General features: G+C 71.6%; 16 protein-coding genes. 10 read left to right on the plus strand and 6 right to left on the minus strand.

The genetic code is table 11. The annotated features are described in order from the left end of the window. Window positions 1-15: 15 nt before the first annotated feature. The 3 genes from ACFY3V_RS22185 to ACFY3V_RS22195 are packed head-to-tail and all read left to right on the plus strand — an operon-like array spanning window position 16 to window position 3,531. Complete coding sequence (locus tag ACFY3V_RS22185) at window positions 16-1,182, plus strand: toxic anion resistance protein (RefSeq protein WP_389775833.1); 1,167 nt, start codon at window positions 16-18, stop codon at window positions 1,180-1,182. Continuing rightward, a complete protein-coding gene (locus tag ACFY3V_RS22190; protein ID WP_389775836.1) occupies window positions 1,179-2,915 on the plus strand; it encodes a VWA domain-containing protein in 1,737 nt (578 codons plus the stop codon). The genes ACFY3V_RS22185 and ACFY3V_RS22190 overlap by 4 nt, the downstream gene beginning before the upstream one ends. Then, entirely contained in the window at window positions 2,902-3,531 is a 630-nt protein-coding gene (locus ACFY3V_RS22195) for a hypothetical protein (RefSeq protein WP_362898210.1), read from the plus strand. Before ACFY3V_RS22190 ends, ACFY3V_RS22195 begins: the two co-directional genes overlap by 14 nt. A gap of 160 nt (window positions 3,532-3,691) precedes the next feature. On the opposite strand, the gene ACFY3V_RS22200 is transcribed toward ACFY3V_RS22195, so the two are convergent. Further along, entirely contained in the window at window positions 3,692-6,007 is a 2,316-nt protein-coding gene (locus ACFY3V_RS22200) for a polysaccharide lyase 8 family protein (RefSeq protein WP_389775839.1), read from the minus strand. A gap of 188 nt (window positions 6,008-6,195) precedes the next feature. After that, a complete protein-coding gene (locus ACFY3V_RS22205) occupies window positions 6,196-6,411 on the minus strand; it encodes a hypothetical protein (RefSeq protein WP_350941718.1) in 216 nt (71 codons plus the stop codon). Window positions 6,412-7,212: 801 nt separating this feature from the next. Here ACFY3V_RS22205 and ACFY3V_RS22210 point away from each other — a divergent pair. The 4 genes from ACFY3V_RS22210 to ACFY3V_RS22225 are packed head-to-tail and all read left to right on the plus strand — an operon-like array spanning window position 7,213 to window position 13,716. Then, window positions 7,213-8,370: a hypothetical protein gene (locus tag ACFY3V_RS22210; protein ID WP_389775843.1), complete on the plus strand. Its 1,158-nt coding sequence runs from the start codon at window positions 7,213-7,215 to the stop codon at window positions 8,368-8,370. A 30-nt stretch (window positions 8,371-8,400) separates the two neighbouring features. After that, window positions 8,401-10,539: a hypothetical protein gene (locus ACFY3V_RS22215; protein WP_389775846.1), complete on the plus strand. Its 2,139-nt coding sequence runs from the start codon at window positions 8,401-8,403 to the stop codon at window positions 10,537-10,539. Continuing rightward, entirely contained in the window at window positions 10,536-12,668 is a 2,133-nt protein-coding gene (locus ACFY3V_RS22220; RefSeq protein ID WP_389775848.1) for a hypothetical protein, read from the plus strand. Before ACFY3V_RS22215 ends, ACFY3V_RS22220 begins: the two co-directional genes overlap by 4 nt. Window positions 12,669-12,714: 46 nt before the next feature. Continuing rightward, the gene (locus tag ACFY3V_RS22225) at window positions 12,715-13,716 is read left to right on the plus strand and encodes a MinD/ParA family protein (protein WP_350941723.1); all 1,002 of its coding nucleotides are present in this window, start codon (window positions 12,715-12,717) and stop codon (window positions 13,714-13,716) included. A gap of 571 nt (window positions 13,717-14,287) precedes the next feature. On the opposite strand, the gene ACFY3V_RS22230 is transcribed toward ACFY3V_RS22225, so the two are convergent. Both ACFY3V_RS22230 and ACFY3V_RS22235 read right to left on the minus strand, forming a co-directional pair. After that, window positions 14,288-15,592 carry a hypothetical protein gene (locus ACFY3V_RS22230; protein WP_389775852.1) on the minus strand — a complete coding sequence of 435 codons (1,305 nt, stop codon included), beginning with the start codon at window positions 15,590-15,592 and terminating at the stop codon, window positions 14,288-14,290. Between the two features lie 117 nt (window positions 15,593-15,709). Beyond that, window positions 15,710-16,030: a hypothetical protein gene (locus ACFY3V_RS22235; protein WP_389775855.1), complete on the minus strand. Its 321-nt coding sequence runs from the start codon at window positions 16,028-16,030 to the stop codon at window positions 15,710-15,712. A gap of 30 nt (window positions 16,031-16,060) precedes the next feature. On the opposite strand from ACFY3V_RS22235, the gene ACFY3V_RS22240 reads away from it, so the two are divergent. Then, complete coding sequence (locus ACFY3V_RS22240; protein ID WP_389775858.1) at window positions 16,061-16,843, plus strand: glycoside hydrolase family 16 protein; 783 nt, start codon at window positions 16,061-16,063, stop codon at window positions 16,841-16,843. Between the two features lie 181 nt (window positions 16,844-17,024). Here ACFY3V_RS22240 and ACFY3V_RS22245 read toward each other — a convergent pair whose 3' ends face one another. Continuing rightward, on the minus strand, window positions 17,025-17,537 hold the full coding sequence (locus tag ACFY3V_RS22245) for a GNAT family N-acetyltransferase (protein ID WP_389775861.1): 513 nt from the start codon (window positions 17,535-17,537) through the stop codon (window positions 17,025-17,027). A gap of 290 nt (window positions 17,538-17,827) precedes the next feature. Here ACFY3V_RS22245 and ACFY3V_RS22250 point away from each other — a divergent pair, with 290 nt between their 5' ends. Continuing rightward, window positions 17,828-19,165, plus strand: coding sequence for a sensor histidine kinase (locus ACFY3V_RS22250; RefSeq protein WP_389775864.1), 1,338 nt, complete (start codon window positions 17,828-17,830; stop codon window positions 19,163-19,165). 196 nt (window positions 19,166-19,361) lie between these two features. Next, complete coding sequence (locus tag ACFY3V_RS22255; RefSeq protein ID WP_389775867.1) at window positions 19,362-20,333, plus strand: GlxA family transcriptional regulator; 972 nt, start codon at window positions 19,362-19,364, stop codon at window positions 20,331-20,333. Between the two features lie 157 nt (window positions 20,334-20,490). Here the strand turns inward: ACFY3V_RS22255 and ACFY3V_RS22260 are convergent, their stop codons facing one another. Beyond that, window positions 20,491-21,849, minus strand: coding sequence for an ABC transporter substrate-binding protein (locus ACFY3V_RS22260; protein WP_389775870.1), 1,359 nt, complete (start codon window positions 21,847-21,849; stop codon window positions 20,491-20,493). Window positions 21,850-22,235: the final 386 nt, after the last annotated feature.

The raw sequence follows: 22,235 nt of genomic DNA on the forward strand, positions 1-22,235 counted from the left end.
CGAGGAGAGACCACCGTGAGCGATCTCGTGCTCAGCCCGCCAGAACCCGTGGCCAAGGTGCCCACGGAGAAGGCCGCCACCATGCTGCCGGTCCCGGAGGGGCGGGAGGCGGAACTCGCGGAGAAGGCCCGCGGTTTCGCCGAGGAGCTGAGCGGCCTGGACCCCAGGTCACCGGAGTTCACCCGGAAGGTGCACGACATCACCTCGATGGGCGACTCGGAGATCCGGGCCTCCTCCCAGGTGGCGAACCGCATGCTGAAACGGCCGGTGGCCGCGCTGGCCTCCGTCAAGGGCGAGGGCCGGGACGCGCAGGCGGCGGTGGCGGGACAGCTGGTCGCGCTGCGCCGGACGATCGTCGACCTCGACCCCAAGCAGGCGTCCGCCCCCGCCAGGAAGCTGCTGGGACTGATCCCGTTCGGCGACAAACTGCGCGACTACTTCGCGAAGTACCGGTCGGCGCAGAAACACCTCGACGACATCATCCGCGCCCTCACGTCCGGACAGGACGAGCTGCGCAAGGACAACGCGGCCATCGAGGGCGAGAAGACCAACCTGTGGGAGTCGATGAAGCGCCTGCAGGAGTACGCCCTGCTCGCCGCCGCCCTCGACGCCGCGGTGGAAGAGAAGATCATGTATGTCGAGGCGGCCGAGCCGGAGAAGGCCACCGCCCTGCGCTCGGACGCGTTGTTCGGCATCCGGCAGAAGCACCAGGACCTGCTGACGCAGCTCGCGGTGTCCGCCCAGGGGTATCTCGCCCTCGACCTGATCCGCAGGAACAACCTCGAACTGATCAAAGGCGTGGACCGGGCGACCACGACGACGGTCGCGGCGCTGCGCACGGCGGTGACCGTGGCCCAGGCCCTCGCCAACCAGAAACTCGTGCTCGACCAGATCACCGCGCTGAACGCCACCACCTCCGACCTGATCGTGGCGACGAGCGAGATGCTGCGCACCCAGGCGGCCGACATCCAGACCCAGGCGGCGTCGACCACGGTCGACATGGACGCGCTGCGCAGGGCGTTCGACAACGTCTACGCCACCATGGACACGATCGACACGTTCAAGGCCAAGGCCGTGGAGAACATGGCGATCACCGTGGACAGCCTGACCGTCGAACTCGACCACGCGCGCACGTACCTGGAGCGCTCCCGGCGCGGCGACGAGCAGGAGCTTCCGCGATGAAGGGCTCGGCGCCCGGCCCCCGCCCGGCGGGACACGCACCCGGCACCCCACGTACCCCCCACCTGGACGGACCCGCACCCGGCACCCCGCGCGACTCCCGCCGTGTCATGCGGGCACCCGGCGCGCGGGCGGGTGCCCGCCGGCTCGGGTGGGCGCTCGCCGTGCTCGCCCTGCTGACGGTGTCGGTCGCGTGCGGCGGGACCGGCACCACGGAAACCCCCGGCACCGCCACCCGCCACCCGGACGGCCCGGACGTGCTGCGCGTCCTCGCGGGAAGCGAGGTCGGCGACCTGGAACCGCTGCTCAAGCGGGCCGGGGAGGCCGTCGGCGTGCGGGTCGCCCTGTCGTACGCCGGAACGCTCGACGGGGCCGACCAGGTGGCGGGCGGCGGCGCGGACGGGCGGTACGACGCGACCTGGTTCTCCTCCAACCGCTACCTGTCGCTGATCGAAGGGGCGTCCGCGCGGCTCTCGACCCAGACCAAGATCATGGTCTCGCCCGTGCTGCTCGGGCTGAAGGCGTCCAAGGCCCGCGAACTCGGCTGGGACGGCAAGACCGTGACCTGGAACGACATCGCCTCGGCCGCACGCGCGGGGAGGTTCACCTTCGGCATGACCAGCCCCGCGGCGTCCAACTCCGGATTCTCGGCGCTGGTCGGCGTGACGGCGGCGCTCTCCGACGCGGGCGAGGCCCTGGAGGAGGCCCAGATCGACGCGGTGACCCCCAGGCTGAAGGAGTTCTTCTCGGCGCAGACGCTCACCTCCGGCTCCTCCGGCTGGCTCGCGGACGCGTACGCCAGGGAGGGCGGGGTGGACGGGCTGGTGAACTACGAGTCCGTGCTGCTCGGCCTCAACGCCTCGGGAAAACTCGCCGAGCCGCTCACGCTGGTCTACCCGGGCGACGGAGTGGTGACGGCCGACTACCCGCTCACGCTCCTGAGCTCCGCACCCCCGGAGAAGAAGGAGCTGTACGGGAAGCTCGCCGCCTGGCTGCGCACGCCGGAGATCCAGCGGGAGATCATGACCACCACCCACCGCAGGCCCATCGTCCCCGAGGTGAGGCCGGAGGCGCGCTTCGGGACCGCGTCGCCGGTGGAGCTGCCCTTCCCCAACCGGCGCGACGCCGCCGACAGGCTGATCGGCGCCTACCTCAACCAGGTGCGCAGGCCCTCGCGGACCCTGTTCGTGCTGGACACCTCCGGCTCGATGGCAGGAGGGCGGATCGACGCGCTCAAGCAGGCGCTGACCGCGCTGTCGGGCGCCGACACCTCCGCCAGCGGATCGTTCTCGCGCTTCCGCGACCGCGAGACGGTGACGATGATCCCGTTCAACACGGCCCCCGGCAGCCCGCGGACCTTCACGCTGCCCGACCGCGACCCAGAACCGGTGCTCCGGCAGATCCGCTCGTACGGCGAGGGGCTGCGGGCCGAGGGCGGGACCGCGATCTTCGACAGCCTGCGGGCCGCCTACGAGCAGATCCGGTCGTCGCCGTCGGAGGACTTCACCTCGATCGTGCTGATGACGGACGGCGAGAACACCGACGGCGCCTCCTACGACGACTTCGCCGACTACTACGCCGCACTGCCCGTGAAGTTCCGGACGTTCGTCGTGCTCTTCGGCGACAGCGACGTCGACGAGATGAAACGGATCGCCGAACTCACCGGCGGAGCGACCTTCGACGCCCGGCAGGGGTCGCTGGCCGCGGCCTTCAAGGAGATCCGTGGCTACCAGTAGCCCGCTGAGGCGGATCCTCGCCTACGCCGGGTCGACCAGGAACATCACCGGATGCGTCCTCGCCCTGGTCGGAGTGGTCCTGGTCTTCCTCGGCGTCGCCGGGACGTTCTGGCCCGTCGTGGTCGCCGGGCTGTACGGCGTCGGAGCGCTGCTGGCCCCGGCCGACCGGGTGAGGCTCACCATCTCGCACGCGGAGGTGGAGTCCCGGCAGTTGGAAACCGACCTCGCCGCCCTGTCGGCCAAGGTCGACGGGAACCGGTTCCCCGACGACGTGGTGAGGCGGGTCGGCGCGCTCGCCGAGGTGCTGCGCGACATCCTCCGGCGGGCGGACACGCTCACCTCCTCGCCCGACCACCTGCACATCGTGTCGCAGACGATCAGGGACTACCTGCCGTCCAGCCTGGAGACGTACGCGAACCTGCCCCGCTCCTACGCGCTCACCCGGCGCGGCGAGCGGGAGCGCAGCGCGCACGAGGAACTGCTCGCCCAGCTCGACCTGCTGGACACCCGGCTGCGCGAGGTGGCCGAGTCGGTCTACCGGGGTGACGAGCAGGCGCTGCGCGACCAGGGCAGGTTCCTGCGGGACCGGTTCGGCGGCTCCGGCCTGGACCTCTGACCCGGCCCGCCTGCACCTCCGGCCCGAATCTCCGACCCGGCCACCCGGCACCTCCGGCCTGGACCTCTGACCCGGCCCGCCTGCACCTCCCGCCTGGATCTCCGAACCGGCCACCCGGCACCTCCGGCGGAGGGAGGGGGTTCGTCGGATTCGGCCCCCGTCAACCGAGACGTACGACGACCGTGTTCGAGCCGCCGCCCCGGCCCGCCAGGCGCCCGAAGGTGAGCGTGAGCCGCGCGCCGGTCGTCGCGCCCGCCAGCAGGGGATGTCCGCGCGACACCCCGGTCACCGGCCGGTTCCAGGTCACGGTGAGCTCGTCCAGGTCGCGCCGGGGGTCCGACACGGTCAGCGTGGCCGTACCGTCGCCGGTCTCCCTGACCAGCACCGCGCACGGGGCGGAGACGGCGAGGTCCCCTGCGGCCCCGTCGTTCCAGAAGTTGACGGCGGTGATCCCGAGCGACGGGACCCGGACACCCTGGCAGCGGGCGCTGTTGGCGAGCACCCGCGCCCAGCCGGGGTCGGCGGCGCGGGAGCGGGTCTCCGCCAGGCTCGCGCCCGGCAGGAGGAGGTAGACGTAACCCGCCGAGACGGGATCGACACCGTGGTCGAGCCAGAGCGTCACGTAACTCCGGGTCGCCCGCTCCCGTCCGCCGGTGCGCTCCTCTCGCAGCGTGCGCAGGCGGGTGCCGCAGGGCAGCACGTAACCGCCGTGCCCCTCCAGGTGCGCCCACCCCTTCCCGTCGTCCACGACGAGAGGCGCGCCGGTCCTGCGGTTGTCCACGACGGTCTCGACCGGCACGCCGTCGGTGGCGGTGATCGCGGCGCCGAGGCAGACCACCGCGTCGTCGAGGAAGAACCACGACTTGAAGGCCTCCAGGGTGCTCTCGAAGCCGTTCAGGTGCTGGCCGACCGTCGCGTACGCACCGTCGGTGGCGCCGCCCACCCAGCGGCCCGGCGGGCAGGTGTCGCCCCACGCCTCGCCTGCGCCGTCGGCCAGCCGCCGGGTGGAGACGGTCGTGCCCGGCAGGCGGTAGGGGTCGACGGTGGTCCAGAAGGAGTCGGAGTACTGGTCGCCGTGGCCGTCGGCCCACCAGTAGAGCATCCCCGAGCCGGTGTGCCAGCCGCGGAGGTTCTCGCCGTTGCCGTGCTCGTAGTGGCCGATGCGGTGGGAGGCCATGCTGAGGCCCGCGCACCAGCCGGGCCCGCGGTGGACGGCGCGGGCGCTCATCGCGAGCAGCCGGTGCCCGGCGGGTTCCTCGGCCGCGGGAACGGCGTCGTCGTCCAGGATCGCGGCGAGGCGGGCGTGGAAGCCCAGGTCGTCCTCCTCGGCCGCGTCGAGCATGGGCCGGTGGGTGTTCCGCAGCGCCCACCCCTTCACCATGCCCTGCCAGCGGGACCGTTCGGCGGCGGAGGCCGTCTCTCCCAGCAGCAGGATCGCGGCGGCGATCGCCCGCCCCCTGTCGTGGTCGCCGTACGGCCGCCTGCCGACCGCCCGGCCGCTGACCAGGTCCATGCAGGAGCCGTCGTGGACGACCGGCGCGAACGTCCTCTCGACGCTGTCGAAGACGACCTGCCTTTCCCGGTCGACGACCTCCCACGGCGAGCCGCGCAACACCGCGAACAGCGTCGCGAGGCCGGACAGCAACGACGCTCCGTACGTGCCCTGGTAGGGGACGGTCGTGTGCTGGACGAAGGAGCCGTCCCGGTAGAACCCGTCGCCCTCGGAGACGTAGGGGAAGACCGGGGAGAGCGCGGAGACGGCGAGCGCGACCTTCGCCGGGTCGGAGCCGAGGACGGCCCGCAGCAGCGTCACCACGCACAGGTCCACCCGGTTGGCCCCGGTGCTGGTCCCCTCGTAGTCGTCCAGGCGGCACTCGGGGACGAAGTGGTCCACCGCCTCCCGCAGCGCCGCGGCCCGCGGGCCGGTCAGGTGCGGGCCGATCAGCAGGGCCGCGTCGAGGAGGTTCCTGGGGGCGCCGATCTGCCAGTGCCACCAGTTGCCGACCTGGTCGGCGCCCGCCGCGTACACCCGCCGCCGGTAGTGGTCGACGCCGGTCGCGACGGCCGCGGCCAGGTTCGCGTCGCCGGTCAGCCCGGTCCCCGGAAGGGCGTACGCGCGGGCCATGGCCCGCAGCCGGGCGGTGGTGGCGCCGAGCGAGGGGAACGGCAGGCCGGGCCAGAGCGACGCGTCGGCCGGCGCCATGGCGTCCCGGTATCCGGCCGCCCTCGTCCCCAGCCTCGCCAGCCGGGTCCGGTACGGCTCGGCCGTCGCGTCGAACCCCGACCCCGCCGTCACGTCCCGCCAGCGGTGACGCAGCGCGGTGAGGGGATCGGCCGGCGGGTGCGACGCGCTCTTCGGGGACGCGGTCTCCTCGTGCCGCCCGATACCGGTGTGCGCGGCGTACGCCGGAATCATCGCCCCGGTCGCGACGACCCCGCCGAGCCGAAGGAAAGATCTCCGGGAATGTCGGTCCACGCCTAGATTGTCGGCCGGAAATCATCCTCGCCGTGGACACCGCGCCACATTGCCGTCGTTTGCCGTGATGTGGGCGACTCGCCGCAGGCGGGCAGGGATGAGAGAACCACGTCGCAGGCGGGCGAGGGTCAGAGTGATCCCCGAGCGGTATCCGACTCGGGTGGGGCCACGTCGCGGGCGGGCGGGGGTCAGAGATCCACGTCGCGGGAGGCGACCACGCGGACCCCCTCGGGTTCGTGGCCCACCGGGGTGACCACGACCCGCCTTCCTCCCTCCTCGTATCCGTGCTCGGTCAGCCACATGAGGGTGTACACGTCGAGTTGACTGAAGTGGATCGGGGAGGCGGGCGAGAAGATGTCGTCGCCGGTGTCGCCTTCGACGATCGACAGGGTGTAGGTGGTCATGGCAGCCTCCGGGCCGTGGTCGTCCTCGGGAGGTCCATACCCCGGGGTTGTCCTTGGGAGGTCCATCTCCCGGTCGAGAAGGCCCCGCGCACAACCTCGGACAGCGGCGAACCCTCGCTCGCCCCGGCGCCCCCGGCCGTGCGTACGGCCGTCGCGCGCGCCTCGCCCAGCGGGCGTCCGAAGGGTGGGGCACCGCCCTCCGAGCGGTCTCGGAAAAGCAGGGTTCCAATTACCCGAACGCCGGCCAGGAACCGAACAGCTAAACAGAGGAAACGTATTCATATCAAGTTGCTATGACGGCTTGCACCAATCCGGAGTGGGAAACGCTTGCGCGATCGCCCGTACGCGACGAGGGCCCCGCCTCCCCGCCGGAAAGCCCACCGGGAGGTGAACGACCGGCCTTCCCCAGGGAAATGGCAGTTCACCAAGAAACGTGAAGGATCATCCGAAACCTCCGGATGTCCCCACATCTCTAGAGAACCAGTGGCACGATCCAACCACAGGAGGGCTGCAGGCGGGGGCACTCGCCGTTTCGGACCGTCCGTATATCGAGTTAGGTGTTATTTATAACCCAATAACCATAAGTGTCAATTACTGAGCCCTTTACCTTCCAAATAGATCACGGTCAGTCTAATATTTGGACCTATGTCATGGCGTGCATCAGATTTCCCAGATGGACAGGCTGGGCCCTCTCGCCGTGGCGGTGCTTCCTCTCGGCACGATTCCGAACACGCATCCGACTGGCATCCCGAACGCCTCCTGTCATTCGATTGGCGGAAGGTTATTCTGTTCACGGCGGTTTTGGCGATCATCGCCTTCGCCGTGATCTGGCTCGTGACCAGATCGACCTCCGGTTCGTCCCTCGCGGCGAACCCCACGCCCGACCCTTCCGACACCGGCTGGGAGAAGGCCGACTCCTCGCCTTCACCGACGCCGGAGTCCTCCGGCTCCACCCCCGAACCGACACCGAAGCCCACGCCCACCAAAAGCGGCAAGGAGAAGTCCCCTCGCCCCGAGGCCACTCCCACCCGGAAGCCACGGACCGAGACCAGGACCACCCCGCCACCCGCCGACCCGCCCGCCGGGTCCAGCTCACCCGAGCTCACCGCCAAGGAGGCGTACGGCATCCACGGCCGTTACCAGCGGGGGTTGTCGGCGGCCCAGGCCAGGAAGGACCAGGCGGCCATGGCGAAGCTGGAGCACGGGCTCGCGCTGGAGATGACACGGGCGAGTTTCAAGACCGCCGAGATGCAGGGGACCTCACTCGCGACGGGGATATGGCCCAACCCCCAGGTGTGGATCCCGCGCCATGTGGAGGGCACCGCCGACTGGTTCGTGGCGGTCTCGCACGAACCGGGTGTCGCGAGGATCGTCGACGTGATGAGCTCGGCCCCCGGAGGCTGGCGGCTCGTCGCCTCGGCGGCCGACACGCGCGACACCCCGGCGCGGTTCCCCAAGATAGCCACCGACGGCGAGGGGTACGCGACGAGCCTGCCGGAGAACGCCACCGGCCTGAGCGCGACCCCTCGGCAGATCGCCCGCGCGCACCTCGCGAGTCTGGAGAACGCGGAAATCGACTCGCGGTTCGAGGAAGGCCCGTGGACCAGTGAGGCCTCGCTGTTCTGGCATCAGGAGCGGGTCCGGCTGGAGCAGGCCGACTGGAAGCTCACGCTGTCGTACCGGCTTGAGGGACCGGTACGCGCACTCAGGACCAGTGACGGGGGCGCCCTGGTCTGGTATGGAGCCCGATCCACCGAGCTCCGCGAGGCGGTGCGGGAAGGGGCGAAGGTCAAGCTGAAGGGCTCGGCCGCCGTCCGCACCCGCGGCAAGTCCTTCGCACGCTCGGTGAGCGCCACATACGGACGCATGTATGTGACCCATGTCCCCCCCGTCGGCTCGAACGAACCCGCTCGCGTGCTGGGCGAGTGGAGCGATGTCCTGGAGAGCCACGGCGACTGACGTTTTTACCGGAAGAAAAGGAACATTCTAATGACACCCTCACGTAAGCCATCGCGCGCGACGGTGATCACTGCGAGTGTCGCGATCGGTGTCTTCGGCGCCGGCGCCGGGCTGGGAACCGTCATCGCCATCCGCCCCGACCCCGGCGAGGGGCAGGTGATGCGACTCGCCGCGGGAACGTACCTCCTCGACGACCAGGCGGGAGCCTGGTCGGCGGGCGCGGCACCCGGCGGTGACCAACCGCTCCCGCTCTCCGGCGCCGACGCGGGCAGCACGATCGCGAAGGGCACCAAACGGGCCTCCGCCGCCGGGGATCAGCGGGTCTGCCTGACCACCACCACCGACGGGCGCGCGGTCGGCGGCACCGCGGAAGGCTGTGTCGCCCTTCCCGTCCTGGGCGTGGCCGCCGCCGCGGCCGCCCCCCTCCAGCGGCCGGGAAACCCCAAGAGCACTCCGGCCCCGCCGGCCGCCCCCAAGGCGACCACGTCGACGAAACCCACGACGCCCAAGAAGGCCGATCCGCCCGCCAAGCCCGACCCGGCGCCGGTCCAGCCCGCACCCAACCCCGGGCCGGCGCAACCCCCCGCCCAGCCTCCTCCCGCCCAGGTGAACAACCAGCCCGTCAACCCTCCCGCCCCACCGGCTCCGACCCCGACGAAGAAGATCAGCGGCAACATCTCGGAGAGCCAGAACGAGAGCGGCAGCGTCATCGAGCCGCGGCCCGTGGAGCAGGTCGAGGTCGTCTCGCCGCCCAAGCCGGCTCCCGAGTCCGGCGCGACGAGGTCATCGGCGCCCACCCTGTCGGCACAGCCCCGGCCCAGCGGAGGGAACGGACAGCAGCCCCCCGCCGACAACGGAAACAGGCAGCCGCAACCCCAGCCCACCGGCGGAAACGGACAGCAGCCCCCCGCCGACAACGGAAACAGGCAGCCACAGCCCCAGCCCACCGGCAGGAACGGACAGCAGCCCCCCGACGGGAAGTGGCAGCAGTCCCCGGACAGGAACGGGCAGCGTCCCGGCGAGGGGAACCGGCAGCAGCAGCCCCAGCCGACCGGTGGCCTCAAGCCCCCGCAGGCCCAGCCCACCGGAGGAAACGGGCAGCAGCAACCTCGGCCCATCGGCGACGCCAGGAATCCGCAGCCCGGGGACAACGCGAGGAACCCCCGGCCGACGGGCACCCTGAGGCCGGCGATCCGGTCGGGCACCGGCCGGCCGATCGTGCCCTCGGGTGAAGGTCCCGTGTCCACGGCGTCTCCCGAGACCAGGCCGACCGGTGACGCCGGCACGCCCTCGGTGGCACCGCGCGACGGCGACCGCACTCGCTCCCAGGCGCCCGACCCGTCGCGGAAGCTCCCCTCGGCCGGGCCGTCCCAGCCGCAGCCCTCCCTCGGTCCCGCCGAGAACGCGTCGCAGGGTCCCGACGGGACCGTGCTCATGCCGGCCACTCCGCAGCTTCCCGGCGGTGGCCCGGACGGCGGTGTCTCACTGCCGATCTTCGAGAACCCCGAGCTCATGCGGCGCGCCCACGAGGCCCTCGGGCTGGACAGGGGGATGCGCTACACGGACGAGAACGGCGTGTGGGACCTCAACATCGCCCCGCCGGGCACCCCGCCGTGCCGTGACTACACCGCCGAGGAACTCCGGGCGCTCAGCGCGACCCAGGGGCCGGACCAGGCCCAGGGCGGCCAGGCCACGATCCCCCGCGACTCGTGCCTGTGGCCCGCCTTCATCCGCTGGCTCTACGCGGAGCCCGCACCCGGCCAGATCAGCAACTGGACCAAGTTCACCGGACTGCCCCAGCGCAATCTGGAGCTCGTGGTGACCGATCCTCCTCCCGTCCCGCTTCCCAGCCCGATCCCCAGCGAGAGCACCCTCCCGCAGCCTGACCAGGGACAGACCGACCGGCGACAGGGCGAGCAGCGGCAAGGTGAGCAGCGGCAGGGCGACCGGCGACAGGGCGTCCCCGGCCAGGAGGAGCCCTGGCAGCCTGACACGGGCGGGCTGAACCCCGCCCAGCCGGGTCCCGATGACGCGGTGGCCCCCAGAGACCCCGGAGGCGACGTCTCCGAACAGTGGCCGGGCGAGAACACCGCTCCCTCCCAGTCCGACCGGGGCCGGCCCCCCCGAGACCAGACCGAGCAGAACCCGTTCGAGTACGAGGGCCGATGAGCACACCTACCGGAACCGGGCGTCCCACGCCCGGCCCCGGCCAGGGGGCGGCCTGGGTGCGTGAGCACGGCGCGCACCTGATGGACTACGCCGCCTCCCATCTCGAACCCGGCCGGGCGCACGCGGCGGTCGTCTCCGCGCTGGCGGCCGGCCGGGCCGAGGCCGCTCCCGAGGGCGTCACGGCCCGGGGGCGGCTGCTGGCCGTACTGCGACGTGACTGCCGCACCTCTGCCGCCTACCGGGAGCGGTACGTGCCGGGTTCGGGGCCCGGCATGCCCGACGCCTCGCTGATCGAGCGGGTGTGGACGATCGTCGACCCCCTGGGCACCGAGGCGCTCAGGTTGACGTACCGTCACGCGCTCAGCATGGAGGACCTCTCCCACGTGCTGGCGATGCCCGTCAACGAGGTCAGCAGGCTCACCACCCGTACCCAGGATCTGATCGAGACCCTGGTGAGCGGGCTGGACGCGCTCACCCACGGGCGGCGTACCTGCCCCGAGCTCGCCCCGCTGGTGGAGAACGTCTTTCCCGACGTCTTTCCCGACGGCCCGCCCGGCGGACGGACGGCGCACTCCGCCGCGGACCCGGTGGAGGCCCAGGCGAGCCTGCTCTCCCACATGATCAGGTGTTCCGTGTGCACGCGGCCGATCAACATCCGCTACACGGCGCCGCAGATGATCGCCTATCCCCCGGTCGCGCCGCTCTCCGCCGAGGAGCGGCAGCGGCTCGTGGACTCACTGCCTCCCGAGGCCACCCGCGAGGCGGCCTCGGAGGCGGCCTCGCCCACACGACCGGCCCGTGGCGGGTCTCCCGTCCTGTCCGCCCCTCCTGCGGGTGGACACTCCCCGGTCCTTCCCGCGCCCCCGCCCGGGGGCCGGACTCCCGCCACGCCCGGCAGCCGGCACTCCGCCCCACCCGGACGACGGTCCTCCGCATCGCCCGCCTCCCCACCCGGACGACGGTCCTCCACGCCGCCCGCCTCCCCGGCCACGGGCGGCACCACCCCGGCACCACCCTCGCCCAGGGTCGGCACGCCCCCCTACCCACCGGTGGCGTCGAAACCTCCCACGAAGCCGAAGCCACCCGCCGCGACACCACCTGCCACGACGCCGCCGAGTACGACGTCGGGCGCGGTGTCGCCGGTCACGGCATCGGGAGAGGGGCCCGCGGCGGGTTCCCGCGCTCCCGCCGCCTCCTCGGGCCTGCCCCCGCTGCCCGCCCTGCCGCCCCGCAGGACCCGGCCGGCCCGCCCGCCGTCCGCGCCTCCCGTACCCGGACACGACACCCCCCTCTACGACGCCCTGCTCACCCAGGCGTGGGCTCGTGAGGTCCTCGCCCAGAGCGAGGAGCTCACCGGCACCATCCCCCGGCAGGAGCCGCCGGCTCCCCAACCGGTCGCCAAGGCCGAACCCGTCGTCATCGCCGGGCAGGCGTCCGTCGAGATGCGCGATACCGGGACACGCGAAACCCGAGCGCGCGACAACAAAACCCGCGAGAACAAAACCCGCGAGGCCAAAACCCGCGAGACCGGGACACTCGACGACACCCAGGTTCCCGCGCTGCGCTTCCACACCGAACCCGACGACCGCCCCGACGAGGAGCGGATCGAGATGGGGATCCGCGTACTGGAGGCGCTCAGCTGGGCGGGTGCCCGGATCAGGAACACGACGATCAAGATCGTCATCATCGTCGTGGCGGGCGCGGCGGGCACCCTGACCGGAATGAACTTCCTCGGCCCCGCGATCGGGCCCGAGGAGCCCGCGAGGTCGCTGCAGGCGTCCACCAGCCAGGCCACCCGATCTCCGCCTCCCGCCGCCGACGCGCCGGCGCGGCAGGACGGGCTCGCCTCCCGCCTGCGGGTCCCGCCCGTGGTGACGCTGGACGAGTTCGGCCTGGGAAGCATGGTCATCACCTCCTCCGGAGAGCCGTTGAAATGGCGGATCTCGGCTCCCGGCCTGGCCGTGAGCCCTTCCGGCGGCACGCTGCGGGAGGGGGTCACCCAGGTGATCAACCTGCGTGCCCACCGGGTCCGCAACTGGTGTGGCGCCCCCGCGTCGGCCACCGCTCCGGTGACCGTGCACGCCCTCGACGACTCGATCAGTACGACGGTGCGCTGGCGGACCTGCTGACCGATCCCATCCCCCCACGATCACTTTTCAAGAAAGGACCAGGGAAATGACGGATACCTCTCCACATATCCATGCATCACCCCCCAATCCGCCGCTCCCGCCCGACCAGTTCCACGAAACGGTCCCGCTCACCGCGGAGCACCTGCTCACCAACCGCCGCCCGGAACCCGCCGGGGGGTGGCGCCGCCTCGTCTGGCAGCTCTCCGGCAAGCGCATCATCCCCGCGGAGTCGGCGGCGGAGGTGGAACGGCGCACGCTGATCGCGCATGCCCAGACCCCCGTCGCGAGCGGGCACCACCGGATCGCGGTCATGAGCCTCAAGGGCGGGGTCGGCAAGACCACGACGACCGTCGCCCTCGGCAACACGCTGGCCTCGCTGCGCGGTGACCGGGTGATCGCGATCGACGCCAACCCCGACCGCGGGACCCTCGGTCTCAAGGTCAAGTCCGAGACGGCCGCGACCATCCGCACGATGCTGGCCGAGGCCCCGCACATCCTGCGCTACGCCGACGCGCGCGCCTTCACCTCCCAGTCACCCGCCCGGCTCGAGGTCCTCGCCTCCGACACCGACCCGGCGGTGAGCGAGGCGTTCAACGCCGAGGACTACCGCACGGTCGCCGGGCTCATCGAGCGCTACTACTCCATCTGCATCACCGACTGCGGGACCGGCCTGCTGCACGGGGCGATGGGCGCGACGCTGGAACTGGCCGACCAGATCGTGCTGGTCAGCCTGGTCGCGGTGGACGGGGCGAGTTCGGCCGCCGCGACGCTGGACTGGCTGACCGCCCACGGCCACGCCGACCTCGTCAGGAACGCCATCGTCGTGCTGAACGCCGTGGAGCCCAAGTCCGACGTGGACCTGGACCTGCTGGAGCGTCACTTCTCCTCGCGCTGCCGCTCGGTGATCCGCATCCCCTACGACCCGCACCTCAAGGAGGGCGCGGAGGTCGACCTGGTCCGCCTCCGACCCACGACCCGGGGCGCGTACCTCCGCCTGGCCGCCGCGGCCGGGCAGAGCTTCGGGCAGCGCCCCGACCGGAGTCACTAGTGCGACCGGTCGCCGACGATCCCACGCTGGACTGGGATCTGGGCCCGCCGCCAAGCGCCCGGCGGCGGATGCTCATCGTGGTCGTCTCGATCGTGGGGACGATCCTGCTGGCGGCCGGCGCATGGCAGCTCCTCCGACCCGACTCCGCCACCCCCGTGAACGCCTCCGCGCCGAAGGCCCTCGGGGATACCGTTCTCCTCGCCCCACCCTCCGCCTACGAGGGTGCGGCCGGTTACCCCGTCGGGTTCCCCCGCACCGAGCTGGGCGCGGCCTCCGCCGCCGCCGCGGCGTTGGAGGCGGCGTGGACCCTGGACGTCGAACAGGCCGAGCAGGCCGCGGTGCTCTACGCGCGGCCCGAGGAGCACGACGCGGCGCGGGCCGGTGCCCGCGAGGCCGTCGCGGGCTGGAGGGAGATCCTCGGCCTGCCCAAGGACGGGGCACTCCCCGAGGGCGCCGCCATGAGGACACGGACGATCGGCGTCCAGTGGAAACCCCGCGCCCAGGATCAGGTGCAGGTCTCGGTCCTGGTCCAGGTGACCGCGACCAAGGGCGTCGGCGACACCGATCCGACCTATTCGAGCCCATACGCCATGAGCCTGCTCATGGTCTGGCAGCCCGGCATGCGCGGTGCGAACCAGGGGGACTGGGTCAACGTCCCCGACCCCCTCGCCACCTCCGTGCCGCCGGTCGCCCTCCCGGGCACCCCGGAATTCACCGCCGCGGGCTGGAAACCCATCTCCGGCCCAGAGCCCACCCCATAGATCGAGGAAGAGCGATCAATGCCCCCACGCAGCTCATCCCGGCGTGTCACCTTACTCTCCGGCCTTCTGCTGGCCGCGGTATCCGCGACGACGAGCGCGGTCATCGCCCAGCCGTGGGCCGCCATGGCCGATCCCGGCCTGAGCTCCGGCTCACCGTCGCAGGAGTTCGCCGGTTCTCCCCCCGCACGCCAGGAACCCCCCTCCGAGGTCGAGGACTCCTCCCAGCAGGACAGGACTCCCCCGTCGGGCGACTCCCGCTCGGCCCCCTCGGACGACTCCCGTTCGACATCCGACAGGAACCCGCCCTCGGACAGCGACTCCCGCTCCAGGGACGAGAGCCCGCCCGCCGAGACGCGGACGCGTCGCGCCCCCTCGGAGGAGACCTCGTCCCCCGAGACGTTCACCGAGACCGACAGCCCTCCTCCCACGTCCCGTAACCGTTCCGGCGAGAGGAACACCGCACCGCGCGTGGAGGAGGACGCTCCCGTCGAGCGGCGTTCCACGTCCCCCGACGGGACGACGACGCGGGAGGCCACCCGGTCCAGGAACGCGGCGCCGACGAGCTCGCCGTCCAGCAGGTCACGTCCCGCCGAGGACCCGCCCGTGAGCACCAGGTCCACCGAGAGCTCGCCGAAGAGGTCCGAGCCGACGACCAAGCCGACGACCAGGAGGAACACCGAGCCCAACGACGCCCCCGTGAGGGCCAGGAAGGTCCCCTCGGCGCCGCCCGAGAACACCAGGCCCACCAACGACCCGTCCCCCGAGGCCAAGAAGCCCACCTCGGCGCCGCCGAAGCCGACCGCCACCCCGGCACCGTCGGCGACGTCCACGGCGACCTCCGCCCCCGCCACCCCGGCGCCGTCGCCCAGCACCACCTCCTCACCCACGTCGACCGGGACACCGCCGCCGGCGACGACACCGTCCCCCTCCGGTACGGCCACCCAGCCCGCGCCGTCCCCCACACCCACCGCGACGTCAACGGCGAAACCCACCGCGACGGCGACGGCGACCAAAACCGCGCCGAGCGGCACCCCCGCCCCCAAGCCCACTCGGAAGCCCACCACTTCGCCCAAGGAGACTCCGAAGCCCTCGGCGAGCCCGACCCAGCCCGTCACCCCGGCTCCCACCGCCACCTCGTCGCGCCCCGGCCCGCCGCGCTGGGCGACCCACGCGCCCCGGCCCGTGCCCGCGCGGACCGACGCCCGCGACCCCTCCCTCCTGCTCGAGCCGGTTCAGAGCACCCGATCCCCGATGGCGGCCCCGTCCCCGGCGCCCTCGATCCGTACCGTCCTGCCTCTGCCCCCGCTCAAGCGCTCCACCTCCGACTTCTGTAAGCCGGAGGACCTCGCCTCGTGCTGGAGCCTCGCGCCCTGGCGTGGCCGTACCGCGGTGTCCCCCGGCGTCCGGCTGATCGCGAACCACGAGCCGGCGGGTGCGCCGCGCTGGGTGTTCGCGCCGCCCGCCTCACCCACCCAGCCGTCGGGCCCGGCCGTGTGGGCGATCCCCGGCCCGAGCCCGACAAGCACCGGCTGCTGGAGCTTCAGTCCCTCCACACTCTGCGCAAGATCCTGGGAGGAGTAATCATGATCACCAGATCCCACGTGCGGGTGGCCGTACTCAGCATGGTGGCCGCGCTGACGGTGAGCACCCTCAGCGCGGCCCAGGGAGAGGTGGTCTCCGCGGCCCCCTGCGCCCCCGCCGCCACCGGCGAGGCCAGCGCCGCGCAAGCCCTCAACTGGGGCGCACCGGCCTGGTGCGCGGAGTTCGACGACTACCTCGACGAGTCCGACTGGGTGTTCTACGACTCGGCCGGGCACGCCGGCAACGGCCGCCGATCCCCCCAGCAGCTCTACCTCGGAAACGGGGCGCTCTACCTGTACGGCCGCGAGGACGGGACCACCGCCGGCCTGGCCGCCCGTCACGCCCAGGCGTACGGGCGCTGGGAGACCCGTGTCCGCCTGTACCCGGGAGCCGGGTCGTACCACCCCGTCGCCCTGCTGTGGCCGAAGGACGGCGGCGGCAACGTGCGGAGTTCCACCGGTGAGGAGATCGACTTCCTGGAGGTCATCAACGATCCCGAGCGGCAGCGACCGAACTTCTTCCTGCACACCCCTCAGGGGCAGGAGCAGGCCCACGCCAACATCGACATGACCGCCTGGCACACCTACGCCGTGGAGGTCACCCCCAGCAGCGTCGTCGGCTACATCGACGGGCAGGAGTGGTTCCGCTCCGGCAACGCCACCCGTAGTTCGATGTCGGTCTGCCTGCAGCTGGACTGGTTCCCCGGCCAGGGCAGCTCCGGTGAGGCGTGGATGGAAGTGGACTGGCTCCGCATCTACCCGGCCTCGGCGGGAACCGCGGGCTGACCCCGCTCCGCACGACAGGAGGGTGCGGGACCCGTGACGGGTCCCGCACCCTTCTCGCGTTCGCGGCCTTCTCACTTATCCGGCCCGCTCATCCGGGCCGCTCATCCGGCACGGCCCTCTCGGCACGGGACGTTCGGTGAGCGTCGAACCTCTTCGAGGTGGTGGCCCCTCCGCCCGCCGTTCAGCCCGTGACCACGGAGAGCCTCGACTCCAGGACCTGGCCGGGCCAGTCGCCGACCTTGAAGCTCTCCGTCCTGGTGAAGCCCTGGCTCTCGTAGTACGCCACCAGCCGGCCGTCGTCACCGGCGTAGCAGTCGACCCGCACCAGCGCGATCCCCAGCCCCGCGGCCTCCGCGCGGGCGCGCTCCAGCAGGGCGGCCCCGACTCCCCTGCCGTGGAACCTCGGGTCGACGACCAGCCCCTGGATGTAGAGCTCCGGCTCGGGAGCGGGGGCGACGTAGGGCATGGCGGACCCCACGACCAGGCAGCCCGCGGGCCGGCCGTCGAGCTCGGCGACGCGCATCCCGCCGGATGTCGCCCACGAGGTGATCCGCTCGACACGGGCCGCGTCGGCGGAGAACGGCTCGCTGCCCCACTGGCCGGTGCGGCCCAGGGAGGTCAACCACGCCACCGCGCCGTCGAACATCGCCAGAACGGCCGGTACGTCGCCAAGGTGACCGTCACGGATAATCACCGGCGGATCTTAACAGGACACACACCAACACACGATGACATGCCAGCCGAATCCCTACACCTGGCGCCTTACCCCGCATCCGGCACCGCCTGGCCGACGCTCCTCCCGGTCGCACCGCAGGTGGGAACCATTACCCTTTCCCGCCGAACAACAACGAGAGCTTGGTCGCGCTTTACTAGCTGATTAACGTTAATCACCTATAAATGCCTTAAAAGGCTGACATTAAATAGGAGGAGCCACTTTTTCGGGGGGTAGCCATAATTCGACGTCCGCGGTCAATCCGAGGGCAGGTGACCCTTATAGCGATCATCGCGTTCGCCCTGGTGCTGGGCATGGGCATGTTCGCCACCTGGCAGGTCGTGAGGGCCAAACTCTCGGCGGACCTCTCCGACCTGGCGGCCGGCGCGGCCGCCAACGCGGCCCTGGCCGTCGAGAAAGGCCCCGCGGACACCGTCATCTTCCCGCTCAACCGCGTCAACCGCGTCCAGGTCGTCGCGAACGACGGCCGGGTGGTCGCCGCCAGCCCTGCCATGAAGGGACAACCGCCTCTGACCCGGACGCGCCCGCCGCCCGGCGAGACACGAGTGGACGAGACGGTGTGCGCGGCCCTGCCACCGACGGGAGAACGGGCGTGTTACGGCGTCGTGGGACTGCGGGTCGAACGTTCCGCCTACGGCGACGTGATGGTCTACGCGATGACACCGGAACCCCCGTTGCTCCGCTCCAGCTTCCTGGTGATCACGCTGGCGCTCTTCTCCTTGGGGCTTCTCACCCTGCTCGGCTGGGGCGCCTGGCAGCTCGCCGGCCGTACGCTCGCCCCGGTGGAACGGATCCGCGCCGAGATGACCGAGATCACCGCCTCCGACCTCAGCCGCCGGATGCCCGTCCCCACCTCGGGAAACGAGATGGCGCAGCTCACCCGGACCATCAACGCGACCCTCGAAAGACTGGAGCGGGCCGTGGAGAACCAGCGCCGCTTCGCCTCCGACGCCTCCCACGAGCTGCGCACCCCCCTGACCGGGCTGCGTACCAAGCTCGAACTGGCGATCTCCGACCCCGAGGCGGAGGACCCGCTCGCGACGATGCGCTCGGCGCTGGCCGACGCGGACCGGCTCCAGGCCGTCATCGAGGACCTGCTGCTGCTCGCCTGCCTGGACTCCGGCGTGCGGGTCGCACCGGAGGTGATCGACCTCGCCGACCTGGTCACCTCGGAGGTGAGGCGCCGGCCGATCCGGCACGAGGTACTGCTGAAGCTCGACCCCGGCGTCACGGTGCGAGGCAACAGGGTCCAGCTGGGACGACTGCTCACCAACCTGCTGGCCAACGCCGACCGGCACGCGACGAAGGAGGTGCAGGTCCGGGTCGGGAGCCGGTCGGGCGAGGCCGTGGTGGAGGTCATCGACGACGGGCTCGGCATCCCCGAGAAAGAGCGGGAGCGGGTCTTCCAGCGGTTCACCCGCCTGGACTCGGCGCGCAGCCGCGACGCCGGAGGAACCGGCCTGGGCCTGCCGATCGCCAGGGACATCGCCGCGGCACACCGCGGCAGGCTCTACGCCGCCGACACCGTCACCGGTCGCGGCGCCCGCCTCGTCCTCCGCCTGCCGCTGTCGACCGCGGCCGACTCCTGAGCCCACCTCGCGGCGGGGACGGGGCTTCACCCAACACCTCGCGGCGGAAACGGCGTCCCTCGATGAAGGGAACGGGCTTGGCAGGCGGTGCCACCCTCGGCGAAGGAAACGGGCTTCGCGAGAGGCGGCCTTCGGCAGGGGAAGCGGCGGCCCTCGGCGGGGATGGCCCGTACCTCACCCATGTAAGAATCGGGTCATGCACAGGATCGTCATGCTCGCCATGGACGGTGTGATCCCCTTCGAGCTGGGCATCCCGCCGCGGATCTTCGGCGTCGCCGAGGACGCGGACGGCGAACCGCTCTACGAGGTGCTCACCTGCACCGTCGACGGCGCCCCCGTACGCACCGACGCCGACTTCGCGATCGCGGTGGACCACGGAGGCGAGGTCCTGGCGGACGCGGACACTGTGGTGATCCCGGCCACCCGCGCCCTCGGAGCGATCTCCGCCGAGGGACGACTCCCCGCCCCCGTGGCCGACGCGATCGCGCGCATCCGGCCGGGCACCCGCCTGGTCTCGATCTGCACCGCCGCCTACGTGCTCGCGGCGGCCGGACTGCTCGACGGCCGTCCCGCGACCACCCACTGGAACCACACCGACCACTTCCAGAAGCTGTTTCCCAAGGTCAAGGTCAACCCGGACGTGCTGTTCGTGGACGACGGGGACGTGCTCACCTCGGCAGGGGTCGCCGCGGGGATCGACCTCTGCCTGCACATCGTCCGGCGCGACCACGGCACCGAGGTGGCGAACCGCGTGGCCAGGCGGTGCGTCGTCCCGCCGTGGCGCGACGGCGGTCAGGCACAGTTCATCGAGCGCCCGATTCCCGCCCCGACCGCGGCGACGACCGCCCCGACCAGGGCCTGGGCGCTGGAGCGGCTGCACGAGCCGCTCTCCCTCGGCGAACTGGCCGCCCACGCCCGGATGAGCCGCCGTACCTTCACCCGGCGCTTCCGCGACGAGATGGGGCTCAGCCCCGGCCAGTGGCTCATCCTGCAGCGGGTCGAACTGGCCCGGCGGCTCCTGGAGACCAGCGACCTGCCGGTGGACGGCGTCGCCCTGCGCTCGGGGTTCGGCACCGCCGCCTCGCTCCGCCAGCACCTGCAGGCGGCCATCGGCGTCTCGCCGATGGCCTACCGCCGCACCTTCCGGCCGGTGAACGTGAACGCCTGACCTCGCCGGGACCCCCGGGAGCGCTCACCGGCCGGATAACGGGATACCCCCGTCGAGGCCCGGGCGGGAAGCCATCGAGATGACCTCGCCGTCCTGCCGACGAGAAGCCGAAGGGAGGCGCTCATCCGCAGGACGGCGGAGAAACCGGGGAGGACGCTCACTCGCCGCGCGACCACTCCTCCTGCAGGCGGTCGGCCGCCTTCTTCGGGGTGATCCGGCCATGGGCGACGTCGAGGATGACGTCACCCTCCACCCGCTCCAGAAAGGACTCGTCGGGGACGTTCAGGGAGCCGCCGTCCTTGACGAGCTCCTGGATCGCGGCGTAGCCCTCCTTGCCCTCCGAGTCGGCGAAGACGGAGGAGTCGATCCGGAAGTCCTCGCGCGCGGGGACGAGCGCCAGGTCTCCGGCCCAGTCGGAGACGCCCTCGCCCACCGTCAGGAACTCGATCAGCGTGGCCGCCTCGGCCACGTGCTTGGAGCTCTTGGGGATGGCGAGCCCCACCTCGGCCGTACTGCGGACGGCGGGCTTGGAGCCCTGCAGGACGGTCGGGAAAGGTCCGGCGCCGATCTCCTTGACGGAGATCTTCGCGGTCTTGCGGTAGGACGCGGACAACATCGGGCTCCGGCCCGAGCCGTCCACCAGGAACAGGGCCTTGCCCGAGCGGAAAAGCTCGGCCGGGCGGTCGCCCTTGAGCGCGAGTCCCGACTTCGCCAGTACGCCCCTGTCGAACAGCGACCTGTAGGCGGTCAGGGCCGAGACCACCTCGGGGCCGTTCCACGGCCTGTCGTCGGCCAGCAGTTCGTCGGAGAGGGTGGGGTGGCTCTGGCTCGCGATGGTGAACAGCAGTTCCTCCTGCCGGCGCGGATCACCGGAGAAGACGATCGGCCGGAGGTCGGGGATCTCCTTCTTGACCCGCCTCACGACGCTCTCCAGATCGGCGGCCGTCTTCGGGAAGGAGAGTCCGAGCTCGGACAGGAGGCCGGCGTTGTAGTACATGACCGCGCCGCCGTTGGACCCCATCGGGACGGAGTAGAGCGTGCCGCCCTTGGCGGCCTTCTCCGTCTGCTTCACCGCGTTCTTCTCAAGCTCGTCGACCCAGCCGCCGGAGACCTTGTCCTTCCAGTCGTCGACCGGGCGGAGCCGGTTCGCGACCGAGCGGGTCATCGTCGGGATCGGGAGGCCGACGACGTCGAGTTTCTCGTCGTCGGCGAGCGCCTTGGGGAGCCGCTTGCGGTAGTCGGCCTCGGCGAAGGTGCGCAGCTCGACCTTGATGCCGGGGTTCGCCCGCTCGAACGCGGTGACCGCCTTCTTCAGCGCGGCCTCGGGCGGGGTGAAGGTCCAGTACTTCAGCGTGACGGGTCCCGCCGGCTTCTCGGGCTTCTTGGTCTCCTCACCGGCCTTGGGGACGGCCTGCTGCACCGGCCGGCCGTCGGCCGGCGCGCCCGCGCTACAGCCGGTCAGTCCGAGGGCGAGGGCGGCGGTGGTCACGGCGAACGCACGAGCTGTACCACGCATGGCATACCTCCAGCAGAATCACGGTGCGGGTGACGGTGTTCAGCCCGGCGAGGTCGATCACGGTCATTCCGGTCGATCACGAAAAAAGATCTTATGGGGTCCTCTGCCGCCACAGGGGGTCGTCAAACTACCCGGCGGAGCCACGGCTCCCGATCCGAGGTGATGCTCGGCGGCCCGGCGGTGTTCGCCTGTCCCCGCCCTCGGCCTTGACCTCGGGGAAAAGATCCACCGCCCCTTTGGCGATCATGAAACTCATGTCGGCGCGAACGGGCCACGCGGGAAGGCGGTACGGAAGGACGGCACGATGTCCGCTTCACGACAGACTTGTACAGGTATGTGATTTCTCGTCCATGTTTGCCCGTCTTTCTCGGATGACCAGGACAAAA

The organism is Streptosporangium sp. NPDC000095 (assembly GCF_042899335.1).
Classification (GTDB): domain Bacteria; phylum Actinomycetota; class Actinomycetes; order Streptosporangiales; family Streptosporangiaceae; genus Streptosporangium.